This is a genomic window from Huintestinicola butyrica (assembly GCF_025567215.1).
In the GTDB taxonomy this organism is placed as follows: domain Bacteria; phylum Bacillota; class Clostridia; order Oscillospirales; family Ruminococcaceae; genus Huintestinicola; species Huintestinicola butyrica.
This window is the reverse complement of the sequence record NZ_JAOQKB010000003.1, coordinates 180,442-196,571: the sequence shown is the minus strand read 5'-3', so window position 1 is coordinate 196,571 and position 16,130 is coordinate 180,442. Positions and strand designations below refer to the sequence as shown.

The following is a 16,130-nucleotide window of genomic DNA, read 5'->3' as shown; positions in this document are numbered from 1 at the left end:
TCAACCCACCTTATAGCCAAGCCCACGAACAGTAATTATGATTTCCGGCTCCTGCGGATTGGTTTCAATTTTGTCACGCAGCCTTTTCATGTAAACAGTCAGCGTATTATCATTGATAAACTCTCCGGTAGTGTCCCATAAAAGCTCCAACAATCTTCTGCGAGAAAGGACAATACCTTTGTTACGCAAAAAGACTAACAGCAACTTATATTCCATAGCAGACAATAAAATCTCTGTTCCGTTTTTTACCACGGTTGCTTGATTTGTGTCCACAACTAAGTCATGGTAGCTGATAATGTTTTGCGTGTTCTTAGTTCTCCTTAATACGCTGTTGATCCTTGAAAGAAGCTCCCTTGGTCTAAATGGTTTACTGATATAATCGTCAGCTCCCATGTCCAGTCCTGCCACAACACTATATTCATCATCAGACGCCGTTAAGAAAATAACCGGCATAGTTCCTCTTTCTTTAATTGCAGAACAAACAGAAAAGCCATTTCCATTTGATAATTGAATATCCACCAAGGCTATATCGTATTGGTCGTTATCCAATTTTTCTATTGCTTCTTTTTGCCCGGAAGCACTTTCGATTTTGAACCCTTCATTTCCTAAATAGTCCGATAATGAGGATACGATACTTTGGTCATCCTCCACTAATAATAATTTACTCATCATGTATTCTCCTTGCTGAAAGGATTTCTGGCATCATTGCCTTTTTCGTTAGGTATAAATTCAAGAATATCATCAACTCCGCAATGGAGTGTGTTGCATATCTTTTCGATGGTGTCAAGGGAAAGGTAATTATCTCGTTTCAATCGGGTTATGATGTTGGCACTAAAACCTGCCTGTTCCATCAATTCCGCATTGCTCATACCCTTGTCAATCATTAAATGAAACAACTTTTTATATGTTACCGCCATAGCTTACCCTCCTTGTGCTTACATATTCTATTATTATATCACGCAAGTGTGAATAAATCAACGCTCTTGCGGTAAATTCGTAGTTCATATTAGCTCCGTAACGCATACTTTTCCTTTTTGGGGTAGGTAAGGACTTTATACCTTGACGATATGTAACAGTCAAAACATCGGGTACAGACCCGACATTTTGACCGCAAACAGACCCGAAAAGCTACATTATCCGTTCTGACCGTTAAAACCGTTTTGCTTCGCCAATTCGCTTGCTTTTCGTCTGCGTTCCTCGCTCATGGGCGGCTGAAAGCGGATAGACAATCTGGACTTGTCAATCCAATAGGACACACCGCCTTGCCCCATACTCATATCCAAACGGCAGAGGTCGGGGTACTTCTTGCTGAACGCTTCAAGGCGTTTCCGAAGTCCGGCATTGTAAGTCTGGATATGAGCTTCTTCGTCTGCTTCATTAAACAGGACGATTGTTTCTTTCTCATACTTCGTCAGCTTACTCATAAAGCCCCTCCATAATCGGAACAGGATAGCTGTCCGGCACATACTTGTGGTGAGCAAAGCGTTCCATTTCCACCCTCATGTTGTAGAAGAAACAGCGATACCAACGGTCACAGTCCTTGTCATTCAACTTGACTGCCAGAGCGAAAAACAGCTTCTTAGCCGCAGGGTCGGGAGCAAGTGCAGCCACAAGACGCAAGCGTTGAACGGTCGCTTCTCGATTCGGACAGCCAAAAGCGTAAAGAGCTTTCTTTTCATTGATGTTCATATTCATAGTGGGTTCCTCCTTGAAAGATTAAGATTTAAGGTTAATAAAAGCGACAAGCATTTCACGAAGAACGAAACACTTGCCGCTTGAATTACGGTATTAAATTGTCGGGTTCAGACCTTACTTTTTTAGTCCTCTTTGGGGTTGAGCGGATATTCATAGGCTTCTTTCATAAGTAGCAAGCCTGTGGACAGTCCACATTTAAAATGCTCGGTGCTTTCATACTGCTGAACAATCGTCATTCGCTGATGAAGTTCCTCCACTTTGGAAAAGTCGGCTTTTGAAAACTTGTTCGCCAGTTCGTCCATAAGGCCGGCAATGGCTTTGACCTCTGCCTTGTAGCCGTCCTGTTGCGGTACAATGTTCTCCAATGGGTACATATCGCCGCCGAAAATCGCTTCCATAATCATTTAATCACCCCCTCCGCTATAATGGCAGTAAATCATTTCGTGCTTGATGATTTCCTCGGCTCGGTTGCGGATGGAGTTCATGGACTGCACCCACAACATCTGATTATCTGCTTTCATCTGCTCGGTCACGCCCTCGGCTCTTGCCATCTGCTCCATAATCAGAGAGAAGCGGTCATTTGCCTGTTCGTTCAGATCTGCAAGGACAGAATGAAGCCGACAGGACAAAACAAGCTCGTTATAAACGGCGGGGCGGTAATTCTGCAAATAGGCTTTGTGAAGTCTGCCCCAATGCCCGATAGGTCGCTTTTCCTCCGGCAGCTTCAAATCCGGCACATAGTAATCTCCCACAAGGATATAGTCAATGCCGTTTTCGTGGATTCTCGGTTTCAGTTCGTTCATGCTGTGATAGCTCCTTTCTGTGGCTCTCGCTTCGGAAGATTGCTGACAGGGATAAACACACCCCTTGCAATGTCCTCGGCTCGAATGGCATTTTTCTTTTCGTCCATCTCGGCTTTCTTCGCCGCCTTGATTTTGTCCTCATAACGCTTCTGGGCACCGCTGGCTTTACGCTTCAAGTAGTTCTGATGAAGTTTGTCCTTGCGTTCCTCTCGCTTGCGGATTTCCTCTAATTCTTCCGGCGTAAGCTCCACTTCAGCAAATGCCGGAGGGACGAAACGCCCGACAAAGTTAAAGAAGATTTCAACCTCTTGCGTAGTCTCTCGACTGCCTTTTCTGGCACGCTCATGGACAAGGATTTTATCGACAAACTCGTTGAGCATGGTATTTGTCAGCTTGTCGAAGTTCTGATACTTGTCAATCAGAGTGATAAAGCGGTCTGCGGATTTCTCATGCTTCTCATAATCTCCGACAGCCTTTTCAAGTGTTGCAATCTCGGCGGTAAGTGCCGCCTGTTCCTTTGCGTACTGTGCATCCAGAACGGCATATCTGGCATCGGGGAGTTTGCCCAATACATTATCCTCATAGATTTTACAGAGCAAAACTTCCAGTTCCGAAACACGCTGTTTTGACGTAGCAAGCCTTGTGCGTTGCTTCTTGACCTCGCTTGTCTGCTGACTGGACTGTGCTTCTTGTACCACTCGGACAAACTCGGCTCGGTCATGCTTTGCATACTCGGCTATGGCTCGGAGCATATCGGAGACAAGAGACAATACCACATCTTCATTGATACGGTGCTGTGTCTTGCAGAGCGTTCCACAAGGGACTTTTGTGTACTGTGAGCAAGTGTATTGAGAGATACGCTTGCCGTTGTTAGTGCGGTGGACATACATCTTGCCGCCGCAATCGGCACAGTAGAGCAAGCCTGTGAGAGGAGCAGCTTCGCCCCATCCATCGGGGTATCGTCTGACCTTGCTTCGGATTTTCTGTGCAAGGTCGAAAGTCTCTTGGCTGATAATGGCTTCATGAGTATTCTCGAAAATCGTCCATTCGTCCTCCGGCACATAATGGCTTTTCTTGTCCTTGAAATGCTTTCGGGTCTTGAAATTGACGGTATGACCGAGATATTCACGCTTGTCCAACAGATTGACGATAGTGGAAGAACCCCAACCGTACACATCCTTGAAAGTCTTGTTTTTGTTCACGCCCTCGTTATGCTGTGCAAGGTAGGCAGAGGGAATGAGTATCTTGTCCTCGGACAGCTTCTTTGCAATCTGATACGGTCCGTAGCCGTCAATCGTCATAGCAAAAATACGCTTGACAACCTCGGCGGCATATTCATCAACAATCCATTGGTCTCTTGTCTCATTCCAGAGATAACCGTAAATGACCGTCCCTGTCAGATGCTTGCCTGTCATGCCTTTGGTCTTGAAAGTGGACTTGATTTTGCGGCTTGTGTCTCGTGCGTAGTATTCGTTCATGATGTTACGAAAAGGGGTAAAATCATCGTCCCCTCTGGCACTGTCCACACCGTCATTGATGGCAATGAGACGGACACCTCTCTGGCGTAAAATCTCCATAATCTGACCGACTTTGAGATAGTCACGCCCCAGACGGCTCATGTCCTTAATGCACAGATAGTCCACATTTCCGGCTTCGACTTGCCGCATCATATCCAGAAAGCCGGGTCTATCGAAACAAGTTCCGCTTATTCCATCGTCCGTAAAGTGGACACAGTTTGTGAAGCCTTGCTGTGCGGCGTATTCCTCCAATAATTTTTTCTGATTGGATATGGAATTACTCTCGCCTTGCAGTTCATCGTCACGGCTCAAACGCTCGTATAGGGCGGTTATTTTCTGTTTGCTCATGGGGTCTCCTTTCTGCTTTGTAGCCTTATATGTTTTAAGAGACTTACTCATATCGTGATGAATAAGTCTCTTAAAGCATACAACACCTGCTGCCTGCTTAAACTCATCATAATACTGAACAGATAAGGCATTTGGTGCATCTTCTTTTCGCTTGTCAAACATCAGATCAAGCTCCGACTTTTCCTCTTCCTTACCTTCAATTACCTTTGCCTTATGAATGAGATCAAGAACATTGGAAAAATTCTGCTGTTCTTCCGTGGCTGTTTCTACGAGAAGAAAACATATAGCAGAAAGAAGCATCTGCGTACAATCTTCCCAAAATTGCTCGCCGCCCCCATCGCCCTTGGTATTCATCATAAAAGTCTTTATCATTTTGATAACAGCATTGTCATCAATATTGCCGTTATAGTCCCTGATATAATGAAAAGGGTTATAATTACAGCTGTTTTCCATATGGTCTATATTAAACACTTTGACTTCATAGCCCATTTTTTTTAGCATTTTACCGCAGGATTCGACCAGTTCAGCGGAAGGATCAGTAACAACATATGAAGTATTGCATTGCAACAGATTCGGCTTTACGAAAAATCGTGACTTTCCTGTTCCTGTTCCGCCTAAAATAAGCGTATTTAGACTAAGCATCGGCTTTATCTTTTCAGTTGCTTTTTTCATCTTTGCCACATCGGCAATTGACATTACTTCATTTTCTCTTACATCATTGCCTGATATATAAAAAAATATATCATTTTTATAGGCATACTCTGCGGCATAGCTGTCATTTGCACCTATCATATTCATTAAAAAACATTTTTCAAAAGCATACTTGCCGATATTTTTAAGACATCTGCCTACGGAAATGTTTTCCAACTTGCTGCATTCCTCAAATGCTGATTCTCCAATAGATACTACGTATTCAGCTGACACATTTTCAAGGTTTTTGCAGCCGAAGAATGCAGCCTTGTCGATGTGAGTACATTTGGAAGGTAAAATCACATTTTTAACGGTTTCGTTCAAAGCAAAAACAAATTTGCCTATTGCTTTAACATTTTCAGGAATTTCAACAGTTTCCGAAGAAATATTGCAACGTATCAGTCTGCCATTTTTTATCTCATATGCAGCACTCATTTCAATCACTCCTTGTCATTCCCCACTGGGGAATTTTCAAGCCGATAAGCTTCTATATTTTCTTTCAGTTTAGCAAGTCTGATTTCATTCTGCTTTTTTTCCTGCTCTTTTTTTTGCTCTGCTGCTTTTCGCTTTTTAGGGGACAGTGCATTCATATCTCGTTTTTTTCTATCTACTACAATGAAAACATCATCAGCAAGAATGACATTATTATAAAAATCATTTGCATCTCCGCCTATAAGTTTTTCTTTATCAGTTCCCCATCGTGCCGAACCGTGTTCCTCACCTTTTCGGTGAAAACGCTTCGGGGTTTTGGATAACTGATAAGTAAAAACGAGAAGTCCTGCCATTCCTCCATACATTCCGCCTTTTTTTGCTATGCCGTTATCTGTCAAAGCTGATATAATAGCAAAAAGAAAGCTATTCAAATTCATATAGTCTCCGGATCGGTCTAATGCTTTTTGAAAATTTACCTCGCCCTTCATATTGGCTGTTTCCTGCAAAACATAGCCGCCCCATACACCGACAGCCGCAAGAACTATTGCAATAACAGCATAAATTATAAAATCAGATGCTTTTTTCTTTTGAGGAAAACCTTTTTTACTTTCTGACATAGCTTATCTCCTGTCAATTTCGACTGAAACATTTTTTTCTGCTGCATTGTTTTTTTTCTCTGCATTGATATTCTCATAAGCCGTTTTAGCAGCTTTTTTGAGCTCATTAAGGGTCTGACTTTTCTCTTTTCTATCGGCAGCTTTCAATGATTTACTGAGACTGTTACTAAGCTTCTCAGCCTGTTTTTCTGTTATTCCAAACGCATTGGAAAGCTGCTTAATATCGACCTTGTTTTTATCCAGCATTAAAGTGGAGCTATCCTTTGATATTTTCAAATAATCTGATGATACCTGGGAGATCTCAAAGCCGTCTTTAGTAATGGTGGAAACTGCCTTGGAAATAAGCTGTTCCTTTTCCATACAGTTCAGCAATTCTGCGATAGATGCCGCATCCTGCATATGAAATTCGGACTTTAATGCTTTTTCAATTTCAGGACGTGTAGTATCCTTATTTATATCGGCATATTTTATAGATACGTCAGTATCAGTAATCTCTTGCTTAATGAGTATAATTCCATGCTCATCGTTACAGAACTTATATGCACTGACTTCCGCATTTCCGGTCTCAAAACTCTGTGCGTGAATATCTTCACGTTCAAGAGTAGCTCCGCTTGGAGAGTAAGATTTTTGTGCCTCCGAGACTATTACATTTGTCTGTAAAACATCGTAGCCCATCTGTGCCAGCGCTGCTTTTAAACGATTTTCCTGTGCGGGAACGAGAATATATTCATTTGTTCTTTTATCAAAAACACAGCATTTTTTACCTAATGTATCATTGAAGCCATCAACCAGCTGAGCAGAGCTGATTTTTTCAGCCACCTTATACTGTTCAAGCATATCGCTTTTTATTTCACTGAAACTGTTCTGTATAGAAGGCGGATTATATTTGAATACGGCTTTATAATCATCTGAAAGTGAATTATCTATATCTGCCAGAAGTTTTTCGGCCGCAAATGGACTTATCCCGCAATCAAGCAAATTTTTGCGTACCACATCGACATTTTCTATTCCGATTCTGACAAGCTTATTTTCTTTGGCGTTATATACTTCAATTCGATCAAGCGAATCATTGTTATAGCGCCTGATATCAGTTTTCTTGTTGGCAGACCGACTTTTTGTATTATATTTTGCGGCAAGATCTCTACCGGGCAATTCGGATTTAAGATTGCCGTCTTTATCAAATATCTGATATGTTTTATCATAATCTATCTTGGCAGATATGGTTTTGCCATCGGTCAGAGTGGAATCGTCTTTAGCTATTTTTATGTAGTCCTGTCCTGCTGTATTTGGCACTCTTGTAAAATATTCAGATGTATTTTCGCTGATGAGCAGCTTATCCCGATTTATATTGATGGTATTATCAATTATCACAGCCTGATAGTCCTGTGCAGCTGCTATGTCGTTAGAATAGTTTGTTATGCAATTCTGTATTTGTGCTTCTGATGCAGCAGGATATTTAACGGCAATTTCTCCGCTTTCTGTCCTGAGCAGCTCTGCCTCAGGGACATTTAATTTAATATATTGTGCCATTTCCTGAGTGGCTTCAATAATTTTTGTGTCAAGCTTATTTATATATTCAAATGGCATTGTCTGCTCAAATACTGTAATATCAATATTTTTCAGCTCATCTTTCAGCCTTGAAATCTCCTGCATGGCCGCTTTATATTGTCCGTCAAAATCAGATGATACAATATTCATGTAGCCGCCATCGGTTTTAAAGGTTGCCGCCGGAATGTCATGATAACTAAGCACTGCCTTAGCCATATCAATATCCTCAGCTGATATGATTTCTGCACCATTATGTACAGCAAGTGACTGAGGCGATTTAGTAAGCTGTAACTTGGTAGCTTCCTCCAATGCTCCCTGCATTTGAACAAAAAACTTTTCTGGAACAATTACCGAAGCTGTATTACCTTCTGTACTCATAACCCAGTATTTGGCACCTATCTCCTTGGCTATTTTATTCAGCCCTTCAAGCTGATTTTTATCAACCTCAATTCGGTGCATTTTATCTCCTGCATTGAGCATTTTTTTATATTCTGTTTTTTTCATCTCGCCAAATTTTATTTTTGGCTGTTTGGCATTCTCTTTAGATGATTTAGCTGCTTCACGGGAATTATATCTCTGGCTGTCTCTTTGCATTCTGATTATCTCAAGGATAATCTGCATAAGTTTTTCAAGCATAGCCGTAGTGCTGTTTACTGCATCTTCACCTATCATTTAAGTCAATCCTCCATATTCAAATAATCAGTAATAGGGATAATATCTGCATCTGTACAACCGTAAGCATAAGGCGAAACATTTATCATAGGAGTAATTGCCTGATCCGTTTCTGCGTTGTTCCAGGCATTTGGAATGGTAAGCGGAATAACTGCACGTATTCCGATGCCGTTTACTGTGATTTGTGCTGACTTTTCATTATCACTGTAAGAACTGTATAAATAATTATCATCTGAATATGCGTGAAGCATATCTCTTCGCTTTATTTTCAGCCGATCTGAAACATTACTGCTATAAGATATATCCCCATCATAGCTCACTTCGAGAAGATGTGTTTTCATCACATTAACACGGTTTTCGCCATTAAATGCCCCGAATATTTCTGATTCTTTTTCAGAGTACGTAACTTCGCCGTTATTATGCTTTGTTTCGTAATCAATAGAGGAAGGCATAAATCCCCAATTATAATATAATTGCTCTTTAGTTACCGATAACCCCTTGCAGAGTTCATCTACTGACATTCCCATTCTGGCAGAATAGATATCCATTAGCTTATTAGGGTCTATGCGTATAAGATAAACATCTTTGCAGTCGATATCACGGTTAAGATTTATCTCAGGATTATAATACACCTGCCATAAATCAGAAGAAAGAAAGTAATCTTTCTCCAGGTTAAGAGTGCGTGCATAATATTGATAGTCGGTTATATCAGCAAAGCTTTCCGGATCAGTGATATATTCCGAAAACCATTTTGCTACCAGTTTGTCGCTTTCGGTAAATTCATATACGGGGGTCTCCGTTTCTGCAAGTGTAGATTGAATTGCTTCCGATGATAAATCAGATTGTTCGGACACATTTTCGTTACTGCCAATGCAAGCAGTAAGCGACAATGCAGCACAACATATGCAAGCAACTAATTTTATTTTCATGGCTTTTTTCCTCCAAATTTGTGTATTTATATTATATCACATTTAAAAAAAAGACAAATCGGATAAAATATGCCAATATAAGTCAAAATCATTCCAAAACGGACAAAAAGAGACAAAAAAGTTGCCTTTTTTATAATTGTAAAAGTTATGTAAACATTCTATTGCTATTGCGATTTTTTGAATTAGAAAAAAACAATAAAAAAATGCTGCACTTCATATTGAAATGCAGCAGTCCAATGATAAAACATATTACTTTACATCATAAACAGCATCGAATTTTTTTTGATAATTGCTCATCTCTTCGTTTATTTTGTCTTCTAATGCAGTTTCATCTTTACAAAAATAAATTATCTGGCTGTCTAAAGAGTTGATATCATTTTCAAAATTGGATTTAACGGTCAATGAATGATTATCCGCATATAAAGATGCAAGCTGTACAACTGCAAGACCCTTCCAATGCACGATATCTCCATAATCGTATTCTGAATCAGGGTTATCTACATAGTAACCATCTACCTTTTCACACTCAAAGTCCAATTTATAAAAAATATAATAGTAATTTGGAACTGGGTTATTATTTTTGAGATATAATTTTTTCTCATATAAGGAGTACGATCGGTCATTTATCTGCCATTTTATTTTATCTGAATCAGATACATCATTGATGAGCTTTCCTATGCCGCACATATTTTCCCATTTGCCTCTTAAGAATCCATCTTCCATAATGGCATCTATTTCTGAGAAATCATATCCATCCGGCACTTCAACGAATCCGCCAAGTTCAGTTACTGTATATTCCTTTTCCGTGGAAGATAATTCCAGGTTGTTTTCCTGCAGATCTTTTGGAGTACAGCGTGCTGAAACAGAAATTACATCTCCGTTAGAAAGTTTTGTCGAGTTCGGAGAATCGCAATGGAATCTTACATTATCCCGAATAAAAGCATTATTACCGGTATATTCCATTTCCACCGTTCCGCTGCCATTATCACCATTAAAGACAACATTTAACCCGTCAAACGGATCTATTGCTGTGATGTCTTTGGGAGTTGCTTCCGTGTTCTCCAACTCTGATACTGATGAAGTAGTTACAGCAGATGAAGATGTATCTGTATTGGCTTTTTGGTCTCCGCAGGCAGTTGCCATGGTGGTCAGTAACACAGCAGCTGCTACTGCAATAAATTTTGTTTTAGTCATAGATGTTCTCCTTACTCTGGAATCTTGTAGCATTGTCAGCTAAGATATTGATTATATCTTAAACATTATACCATATCATTATTTCACTGTCAACTTATTTCTCACGGAAATACTGTTCCAGTGCAGCTTGGATAACCGAATTTATGTGCTCCTCGGTGTCATTGTCATTGAAATATTTGCTATAAGTGTCTGCCGAAAGCTTATATGATTTAGGCCTTGAGGGCTTTTCAACTTTCTGTATCGCTCTTAGAGCAAGCTCGGCAGCTTTCTGTGTGTCGTCAAAGCCTTCGAAAATATCTCTGAGTTGTGCCGCAAGCTTTATGTCAATTTTGACAACATCATTCCAGATGTTGTCAATCACAACAAACTCTTTATACTTTTCAAATATGGCATTAAGGGCTGTTACGGATCTGATATATGATAGCTCACAAGCTGCTCTGACAGATAGCCTGTTAGTATCAATAGCGATTTTATATTTGTCGCAGGCGGAGATCAGCTTATTAACTCTGATAAGACGAGCGATAGTGTTTTTCGACAAACCGTATTCTTCACCTACCATAGCAAGCTTGCTGTCTGCCTTTGACTTTTCTGCTCCTGCTTCCATAGCTCCAAGCTCATCATGAATAGCTTTAAGCTTATCTTCATCAAACATTTTTGAGTGTCTGAGTGCTACTACAGCCGCCTGCTCTGATGTACACAGATCCTTAAATCCACGCTGCATGAGATTGGTTTCGATAACATACATCTCGGCATCTTCATCGCTGAGATTGGTTTTTACAACGGCAGGAACAGTTGTAAGCCCTGCAATCTTTGCAGCATTGGTGCGGTTATGTCCTGCCAAAATCTCATACTTTCCTGCCGCATCACGCACTATAATAGGCGTAAGTATGCCATTGCTTTTAACGGACTGCACCATATCGTCAAGTCTTTCGCCCGTATAAAGTGTAAATGGATGTTTGCCGTAGGGGACAAGCAAATCAATGGGAATTTCCTGTACAGACAGTGTTTTCGCTGTAGCAGGTATGCTTGAAAGCATACTCGTAACATCAAATTTCATAATCTTTTCCTCCGTTTTTTCTGGCTCACATCTGCCCTGTGCATTTTCCTTGGCGATTTCGATACGCTGTAAAATGATATTTTTTTCGTCTTCTTCTGAAGTATTCTTACGAAAACCGTCTGCATTGAAGAACGTCTGCATCACTTCTCTCCGTGCGGCAGTTCCTTTCTTGTTTTTCTGAAAGCTGATAAAGAATTTTGCCAGACCGCTGTTTTCAAAATCAGCTGCACGCCATGTATCAGGAATGGTGTGATTATGGTTCTCAGCTCCTTCAAGGCTGTTTACAAAGTTAAGGACTCTTTTAACAAATACAAGGTCAAGAGAATAAAGATAGCAAGTCCTAAAATCTTTATCATCAGTACCTATATCCGTAAATGAGCGGTATTGTATTTTAGGCGTAGCCCTGCATTCCTGTTTGGTAATTTTCTGTGTAACCCAGTCTCTCACTGTAACAATATACGGACAGCCGTAGCATTCGTGCTGCGGAGAGAAATCTTGAAGCACATATCCTGTGGTATCAGCGGTTGTTGGCTTTTCAAAGGTTTTTCCGCATTTACAGATGTATGTCTGCATTTTATCGCCTCCTGTTATTCCCCAGTGGGGAATATTTATGTTCGGCTCATTATTTCGGTAGCAAGCGCCTTGTATTCCTCTCCAAGCTTTGTCTTGTTCAGGCAAAGAGACTTCATACGTTCTGAGCTGTTGGCTGCTTCGACCGACTTATGTATCTGTGTGCAAAACATCTTATTGCCGTACCGTTCTGTAAGCTTCTCAACAACCGAGCGGCTAATATTTGTGTTATCAGCCATTGTGGCAAGAACTCCGGTTATATCAAGCTTTGGATTGATAGTTTCCTTTACCTGATTATATATCTCACTGAGCATATCCAGTCCGTCAAGTGCAAATTTCTGTGTCTGAACAGGAATTATCACACCGTCTGAAGCAGTAAGGGCATTGATGAGCAGTATTCCGAGAGAGGGGAGACAGTCGATTATAACATAGTCATATTCCTGTATAGCCTTGTCTGAAAGAATGAATTTCAGTACGCTTTCCCTTTGAGCCGCCTGCATCATACACGCATCGGCATATGCCAAACCTATATCAGAAGGAATGAAATGTACCTTATTGATCTCACTGTATCGAACGCATTCGTCCATAGAGGGCATTTCACGCTTCTGAGCGCCCATCGTAAAGTTATTCGCCGTTGTCATTACGAGGTCACTCATAGTCGCTTTGTCATCGTCCTCAAATCCGAGATATGCAGACATATTAGCCTGCGGATCAAGGTCAATGAGAAGCACCCTTTTTCCCGAAAGCTCAAGAGCAGTGCCAAGATTCACCGCTGTTGTGGTTTTGCCTACTCCGCCTTTCTGATTGGCGATAGCTATGATCTTCATTATTCATCGTCCTCCTCTTCATATGCGTCTATTGCTATCCATGATCTGTAAGCAGCTTCCTCCGCTTCAAGAACGGTCATATTAAACAATCTCATTGCTTCCATCGGATCAGCAGCTTCCGCCTGCTTGTATTCTTCAGTCTGCTTATAGCGTTCGGCGCATATATCAACGTAATTGCTTACGCTTTCCTGCGTATATGCAAGATGCTCCTCAAGAGTTCCATCCATCTGCATACGCTGGTATGCTGCGGGAAAGTGGTCCTTGAGCACATTTTTTCTCTGAATTGCATATTTACCCTTAGATAAAGTCCTGATGTCCATTTCTTCCATAATATTTACCTCCGATTATAAATTGTACTTGGGTTTTGTGACCTCAAAAGCATAACCCTCCATTTTTTTCATGCGCTCCGGATCACTTTTTATTCTGTCGATTAAAGCCTTTCGCTCTGCCGCCTGCTGTTGACGTATAATCAATGCGGCGTGAGCCTTTTCCTTAATCTTTTTCTGCCTTTCTTCCTCAGCGGCTGCATATTCAATTCGTGCTTGTACAAAAGCCTGCTGAATCTTTATGTTATCTTCAATATTCATGCTGCCATCCTCCTGTTATCCAATCAGTTGTATATTATCCGCAGTGCCAAGCAGACGGCCTCGAATACAAAAGCAAGCTTTCATAATTTCAATAAGAATCATAGGAATGAGTATAACGCCTATGGAAGCTCCATAGCAAAGGAAGGGATTTACTGTATTAGGTGCTGCTCCAATCACGAGCATGATGGTTAATGCTATTATTGATATACCGCCAATAATAGCACAGAGATTTCTAAAAATCATTGCCGGAAGTCCTATGACCCACGCTATTACGCAAATAATTGCGGACAGAATATAAAGCAGAGCCTTTGCGATGAGCTTGACGGGTATAAGTAACAGTGTTGTCATAATATCGTATCCTTTCATGTCCTGATCTTGGCATTTCCCCAATGGGGAAGTTTTTTATTGTCTATATTATAGCATATGTGTCCCCACATATCAAGAGTGAAAATACACAAATTTATTTTTCTTTTTTTGTGGGAAATATATGTGTACACACATATGCTTTGTGTGCTATAATATAGGAAATTGATAAGGAAGTGATTCGCCGTGAAGCAAACAACCGCTCAGTTAAAGGCTAACAAAAAATATCTTTCCACGCTCGACGAATTCAAAGTGCGCTGCGAAAAGGGGGCCAAGGACAAGTATAAGGCTCAGGCTGCACACCGGGGATTCAGCCTAAATTCTTACGTGATTGCTCTTCTGGAGCGTGATGGATTTATGATTGAGATGGAAAAGGAAAAAGCAGCAAAAAAGTAGCTTTTTCATCTCATAAGCACTATTTTACCACATATTTTTCACAAGATTACAATGCCATAATTTATGACTACATTTAATCGAAGAAGGAAAAGACATTCCCGTCCTCATCTATTTCCAAAGTGTGAAAGTCATGACAATTGAGCGGTGCTACCTCGGCATCATCGATTATTTGGTTTCTTTCAATATGTTCGTATTGAGAGCAAAAACAGGTTTTGACTTGACATTGTGCAACCCATTCTTTAAGGGCATAAGCGTACGACCCCTGAACCAAATGGTTATAGAATGTGCTTACTTGTTTCATCTGGCCATTGCGGGTTATTTCAATACATATCACTGGCAAATCGTCCTTATATGCAACAACAATGGTAGTAATATGATCGGCAACTTTATCGTGGTACCCACCCACGCATATTCCCATTCTCTGTCCGACACGTATCAGCTCGTCAGTTTCCCTCGCCAGTACAAAATCAAGTCCATTGACAGTGCGATTATATCTATTTTTCATTTCATCAGGATAGTCTAAAATGACATTTGCATACCTGAGCTTATTAATGTCTGTAGACAGTCTGTCATGAATTTCCTGAATACTCCCTCTCAAGGCATGCTGTGTCAGTACTCCTCTATCTTTTAAACGCTTGAACATCATAACGGCATCCAGATAAATTAAAGCAGAGTATTTAATTAATTGTGCAACTACCCAAGGCTCTCCTTTGAGCTTTATCAGCTCCTTTGTCATCTTCTTTATTGTTGACAATCTATAATCGCCATAAGAATCTGTTGAAAAAATCATATCATAGTATTTATTCATATCAAATTTTCCTACAAAATTCTCTAACAAATTCGTGTCTTCGCATCCTAACTTGAAGAATAAATCCATAAAATATACAGTAGATATATCTTTGGACAACAGCTTTTTCACTGTTTTGCATTTTTTCAATCCTATATTCAGATTCGATATAAACATTTCCCTTGGGCAGTCAGGCTTTATTTTTGAAAACACTTTATTGATTCCACAACAGAACGCTTCACTGAATGCAAATAAATCGGTGCATTCCTTAACTGTCAGCATAGGGAATCTGTTACAAAGGGCAAGAAATCCTATTTTGTAATGTATATCCTTTCTTCGAATAGCAGCCATATAGTCTTTTAACTTCTCGGGATAATTTTGCTTTATAAAAATCTGTCTTGCTAACTCTTTTACGGCTTTATAGGGAACTTCAACAAGACAGCGTATAAATGATGAATACGTTATACATTGAATATGTTCAGAAGCTTGTTTCTTCTTACCGTTGCACCAATAAGGGAGAGCGTATGCCTGCCCGGTCCGACAGTTAAAAACATAACGATAACCGAAATTTTTGCAAATAAAGCAGCCTGACAAAGGATTGATTAAGACTGTCTTTTGGGTAATAGCCAATGAAATTTTATCCCCATCTTCGGATATTCTGATTCTTGATACATATGTATTATGATCTTTTACAGTATCGCACGTTCTGAGATTGAAATTCTGTCCACAATAAGGGCATTGTTCTTTCATTGAGCTCAAATGAACATCGTAATCATCAAAAGCTCTGTACCATTCTTCCCCGTATAGCTTAATAGCTTCCTCTTTTTTAGGAGATTCCCTTATTAACTCTTTTGGAGGAATAACCTTTCGGCATTTGCAGCAATACACTCCATGCTCCAAAGTCATGTTATTTTGTGCTTCCCATTTTAAAATCATCTTTGGGGTCATTTTGCAGAGAGACTCTCTGATATCTCCCTGCTCTTTGAACCAAACTGGTCGATGACTTCTACTCTCATAATAGTACGGAGGAATTGCTCTAACACGCCTAGCAGTAATAAATGCATTTGGCTCGTCAAATATATATACTTTCTCTCTCAT

General features: G+C 40.3%; 18 protein-coding genes. 1 reads left to right on the top strand and 17 read right to left on the bottom strand.

Annotated elements, in window-relative coordinates; all coding sequences use genetic code 11:
* The 16 genes from OCV68_RS05040 to OCV68_RS04965 form a co-directional block, all read right to left on the bottom strand.
* Positions 1–669, bottom strand: coding sequence for a response regulator transcription factor (locus OCV68_RS05040; protein WP_055163291.1), 669 nt, complete (start codon positions 667–669; stop codon positions 1–3).
* A complete protein-coding gene (locus OCV68_RS05035; protein ID WP_055163290.1) occupies positions 669–917 on the bottom strand; it encodes a helix-turn-helix domain-containing protein in 249 nt (82 codons plus the stop codon). Before OCV68_RS05035 ends, OCV68_RS05040 begins: the two co-directional genes overlap by 1 nt.
* A gap of 216 nt (positions 918–1,133) precedes the next feature.
* The gene (locus OCV68_RS05030) at positions 1,134–1,424 is read right to left on the bottom strand and encodes a hypothetical protein (RefSeq protein ID WP_055163289.1); all 291 of its coding nucleotides are present in this window, start codon (positions 1,422–1,424) and stop codon (positions 1,134–1,136) included.
* On the bottom strand, positions 1,417–1,695 hold the full coding sequence (locus tag OCV68_RS05025) for a hypothetical protein (protein WP_070101529.1): 279 nt from the start codon (positions 1,693–1,695) through the stop codon (positions 1,417–1,419). Before OCV68_RS05025 ends, OCV68_RS05030 begins: the two co-directional genes overlap by 8 nt.
* Positions 1,696–1,817: 122 nt before the next feature.
* Positions 1,818–2,099 carry a DUF6809 family protein gene (locus OCV68_RS05020; RefSeq protein ID WP_195308977.1) on the bottom strand — a complete coding sequence of 94 codons (282 nt, stop codon included), beginning with the start codon at positions 2,097–2,099 and terminating at the stop codon, positions 1,818–1,820.
* The gene (locus OCV68_RS05015; protein ID WP_195308976.1) at positions 2,100–2,498 is read right to left on the bottom strand and encodes a TnpV protein; all 399 of its coding nucleotides are present in this window, start codon (positions 2,496–2,498) and stop codon (positions 2,100–2,102) included.
* On the bottom strand, positions 2,495–5,488 hold the full coding sequence (locus OCV68_RS05010; RefSeq protein ID WP_262571199.1) for a type IV secretory system conjugative DNA transfer family protein: 2,994 nt from the start codon (positions 5,486–5,488) through the stop codon (positions 2,495–2,497). The genes OCV68_RS05015 and OCV68_RS05010 overlap by 4 nt, the downstream gene beginning before the upstream one ends.
* A 5-nt stretch (positions 5,489–5,493) precedes the next feature.
* Complete coding sequence (locus OCV68_RS05005) at positions 5,494–6,102, bottom strand: hypothetical protein (RefSeq protein ID WP_262571196.1); 609 nt, start codon at positions 6,100–6,102, stop codon at positions 5,494–5,496.
* A gap of 3 nt (positions 6,103–6,105) precedes the next feature.
* Positions 6,106–8,322, bottom strand: a complete 2,217-nt coding sequence (locus OCV68_RS05000) for a DUF3801 domain-containing protein (protein ID WP_262571194.1) — start codon at positions 8,320–8,322, stop codon at positions 6,106–6,108.
* Between the two features lie 5 nt (positions 8,323–8,327).
* Positions 8,328–9,251, bottom strand: coding sequence for a hypothetical protein (locus tag OCV68_RS04995; RefSeq protein WP_022473985.1), 924 nt, complete (start codon positions 9,249–9,251; stop codon positions 8,328–8,330).
* Positions 9,252–9,500: 249 nt separating this feature from the next.
* On the bottom strand, positions 9,501–10,445 hold the full coding sequence (locus OCV68_RS04990) for a hypothetical protein (protein ID WP_262571191.1): 945 nt from the start codon (positions 10,443–10,445) through the stop codon (positions 9,501–9,503).
* A gap of 94 nt (positions 10,446–10,539) precedes the next feature.
* Complete coding sequence (locus OCV68_RS04985; protein WP_262571190.1) at positions 10,540–12,075, bottom strand: ParB N-terminal domain-containing protein; 1,536 nt, start codon at positions 12,073–12,075, stop codon at positions 10,540–10,542.
* Between the two features lie 35 nt (positions 12,076–12,110).
* Positions 12,111–12,899: a ParA family protein gene (locus OCV68_RS04980; RefSeq protein WP_262571189.1), complete on the bottom strand. Its 789-nt coding sequence runs from the start codon at positions 12,897–12,899 to the stop codon at positions 12,111–12,113.
* A complete protein-coding gene (locus OCV68_RS04975; protein ID WP_262571187.1) occupies positions 12,899–13,228 on the bottom strand; it encodes a TnpV protein in 330 nt (109 codons plus the stop codon). The genes OCV68_RS04980 and OCV68_RS04975 overlap by 1 nt, the downstream gene beginning before the upstream one ends.
* 15 nt (positions 13,229–13,243) lie before the next feature.
* Positions 13,244–13,486 (bottom strand): hypothetical protein, encoded by a 243-nt coding sequence (locus OCV68_RS04970; protein ID WP_022475864.1) that lies wholly within the window; start codon positions 13,484–13,486, stop codon positions 13,244–13,246.
* A 15-nt stretch (positions 13,487–13,501) separates the two neighbouring features.
* On the bottom strand, positions 13,502–13,834 hold the full coding sequence (locus OCV68_RS04965) for a hypothetical protein (protein WP_262571185.1): 333 nt from the start codon (positions 13,832–13,834) through the stop codon (positions 13,502–13,504).
* A gap of 201 nt (positions 13,835–14,035) precedes the next feature.
* On the opposite strand from OCV68_RS04965, the gene OCV68_RS04960 reads away from it, so the two are divergent.
* Positions 14,036–14,245 (top strand): hypothetical protein, encoded by a 210-nt coding sequence (locus OCV68_RS04960; RefSeq protein ID WP_262571184.1) that lies wholly within the window; start codon positions 14,036–14,038, stop codon positions 14,243–14,245.
* A gap of 73 nt (positions 14,246–14,318) precedes the next feature.
* On the opposite strand, the gene OCV68_RS04955 is transcribed toward OCV68_RS04960, so the two are convergent.
* Positions 14,319–16,130: a PcfJ domain-containing protein gene (locus OCV68_RS04955; protein ID WP_262571183.1), complete on the bottom strand. Its 1,812-nt coding sequence runs from the start codon at positions 16,128–16,130 to the stop codon at positions 14,319–14,321.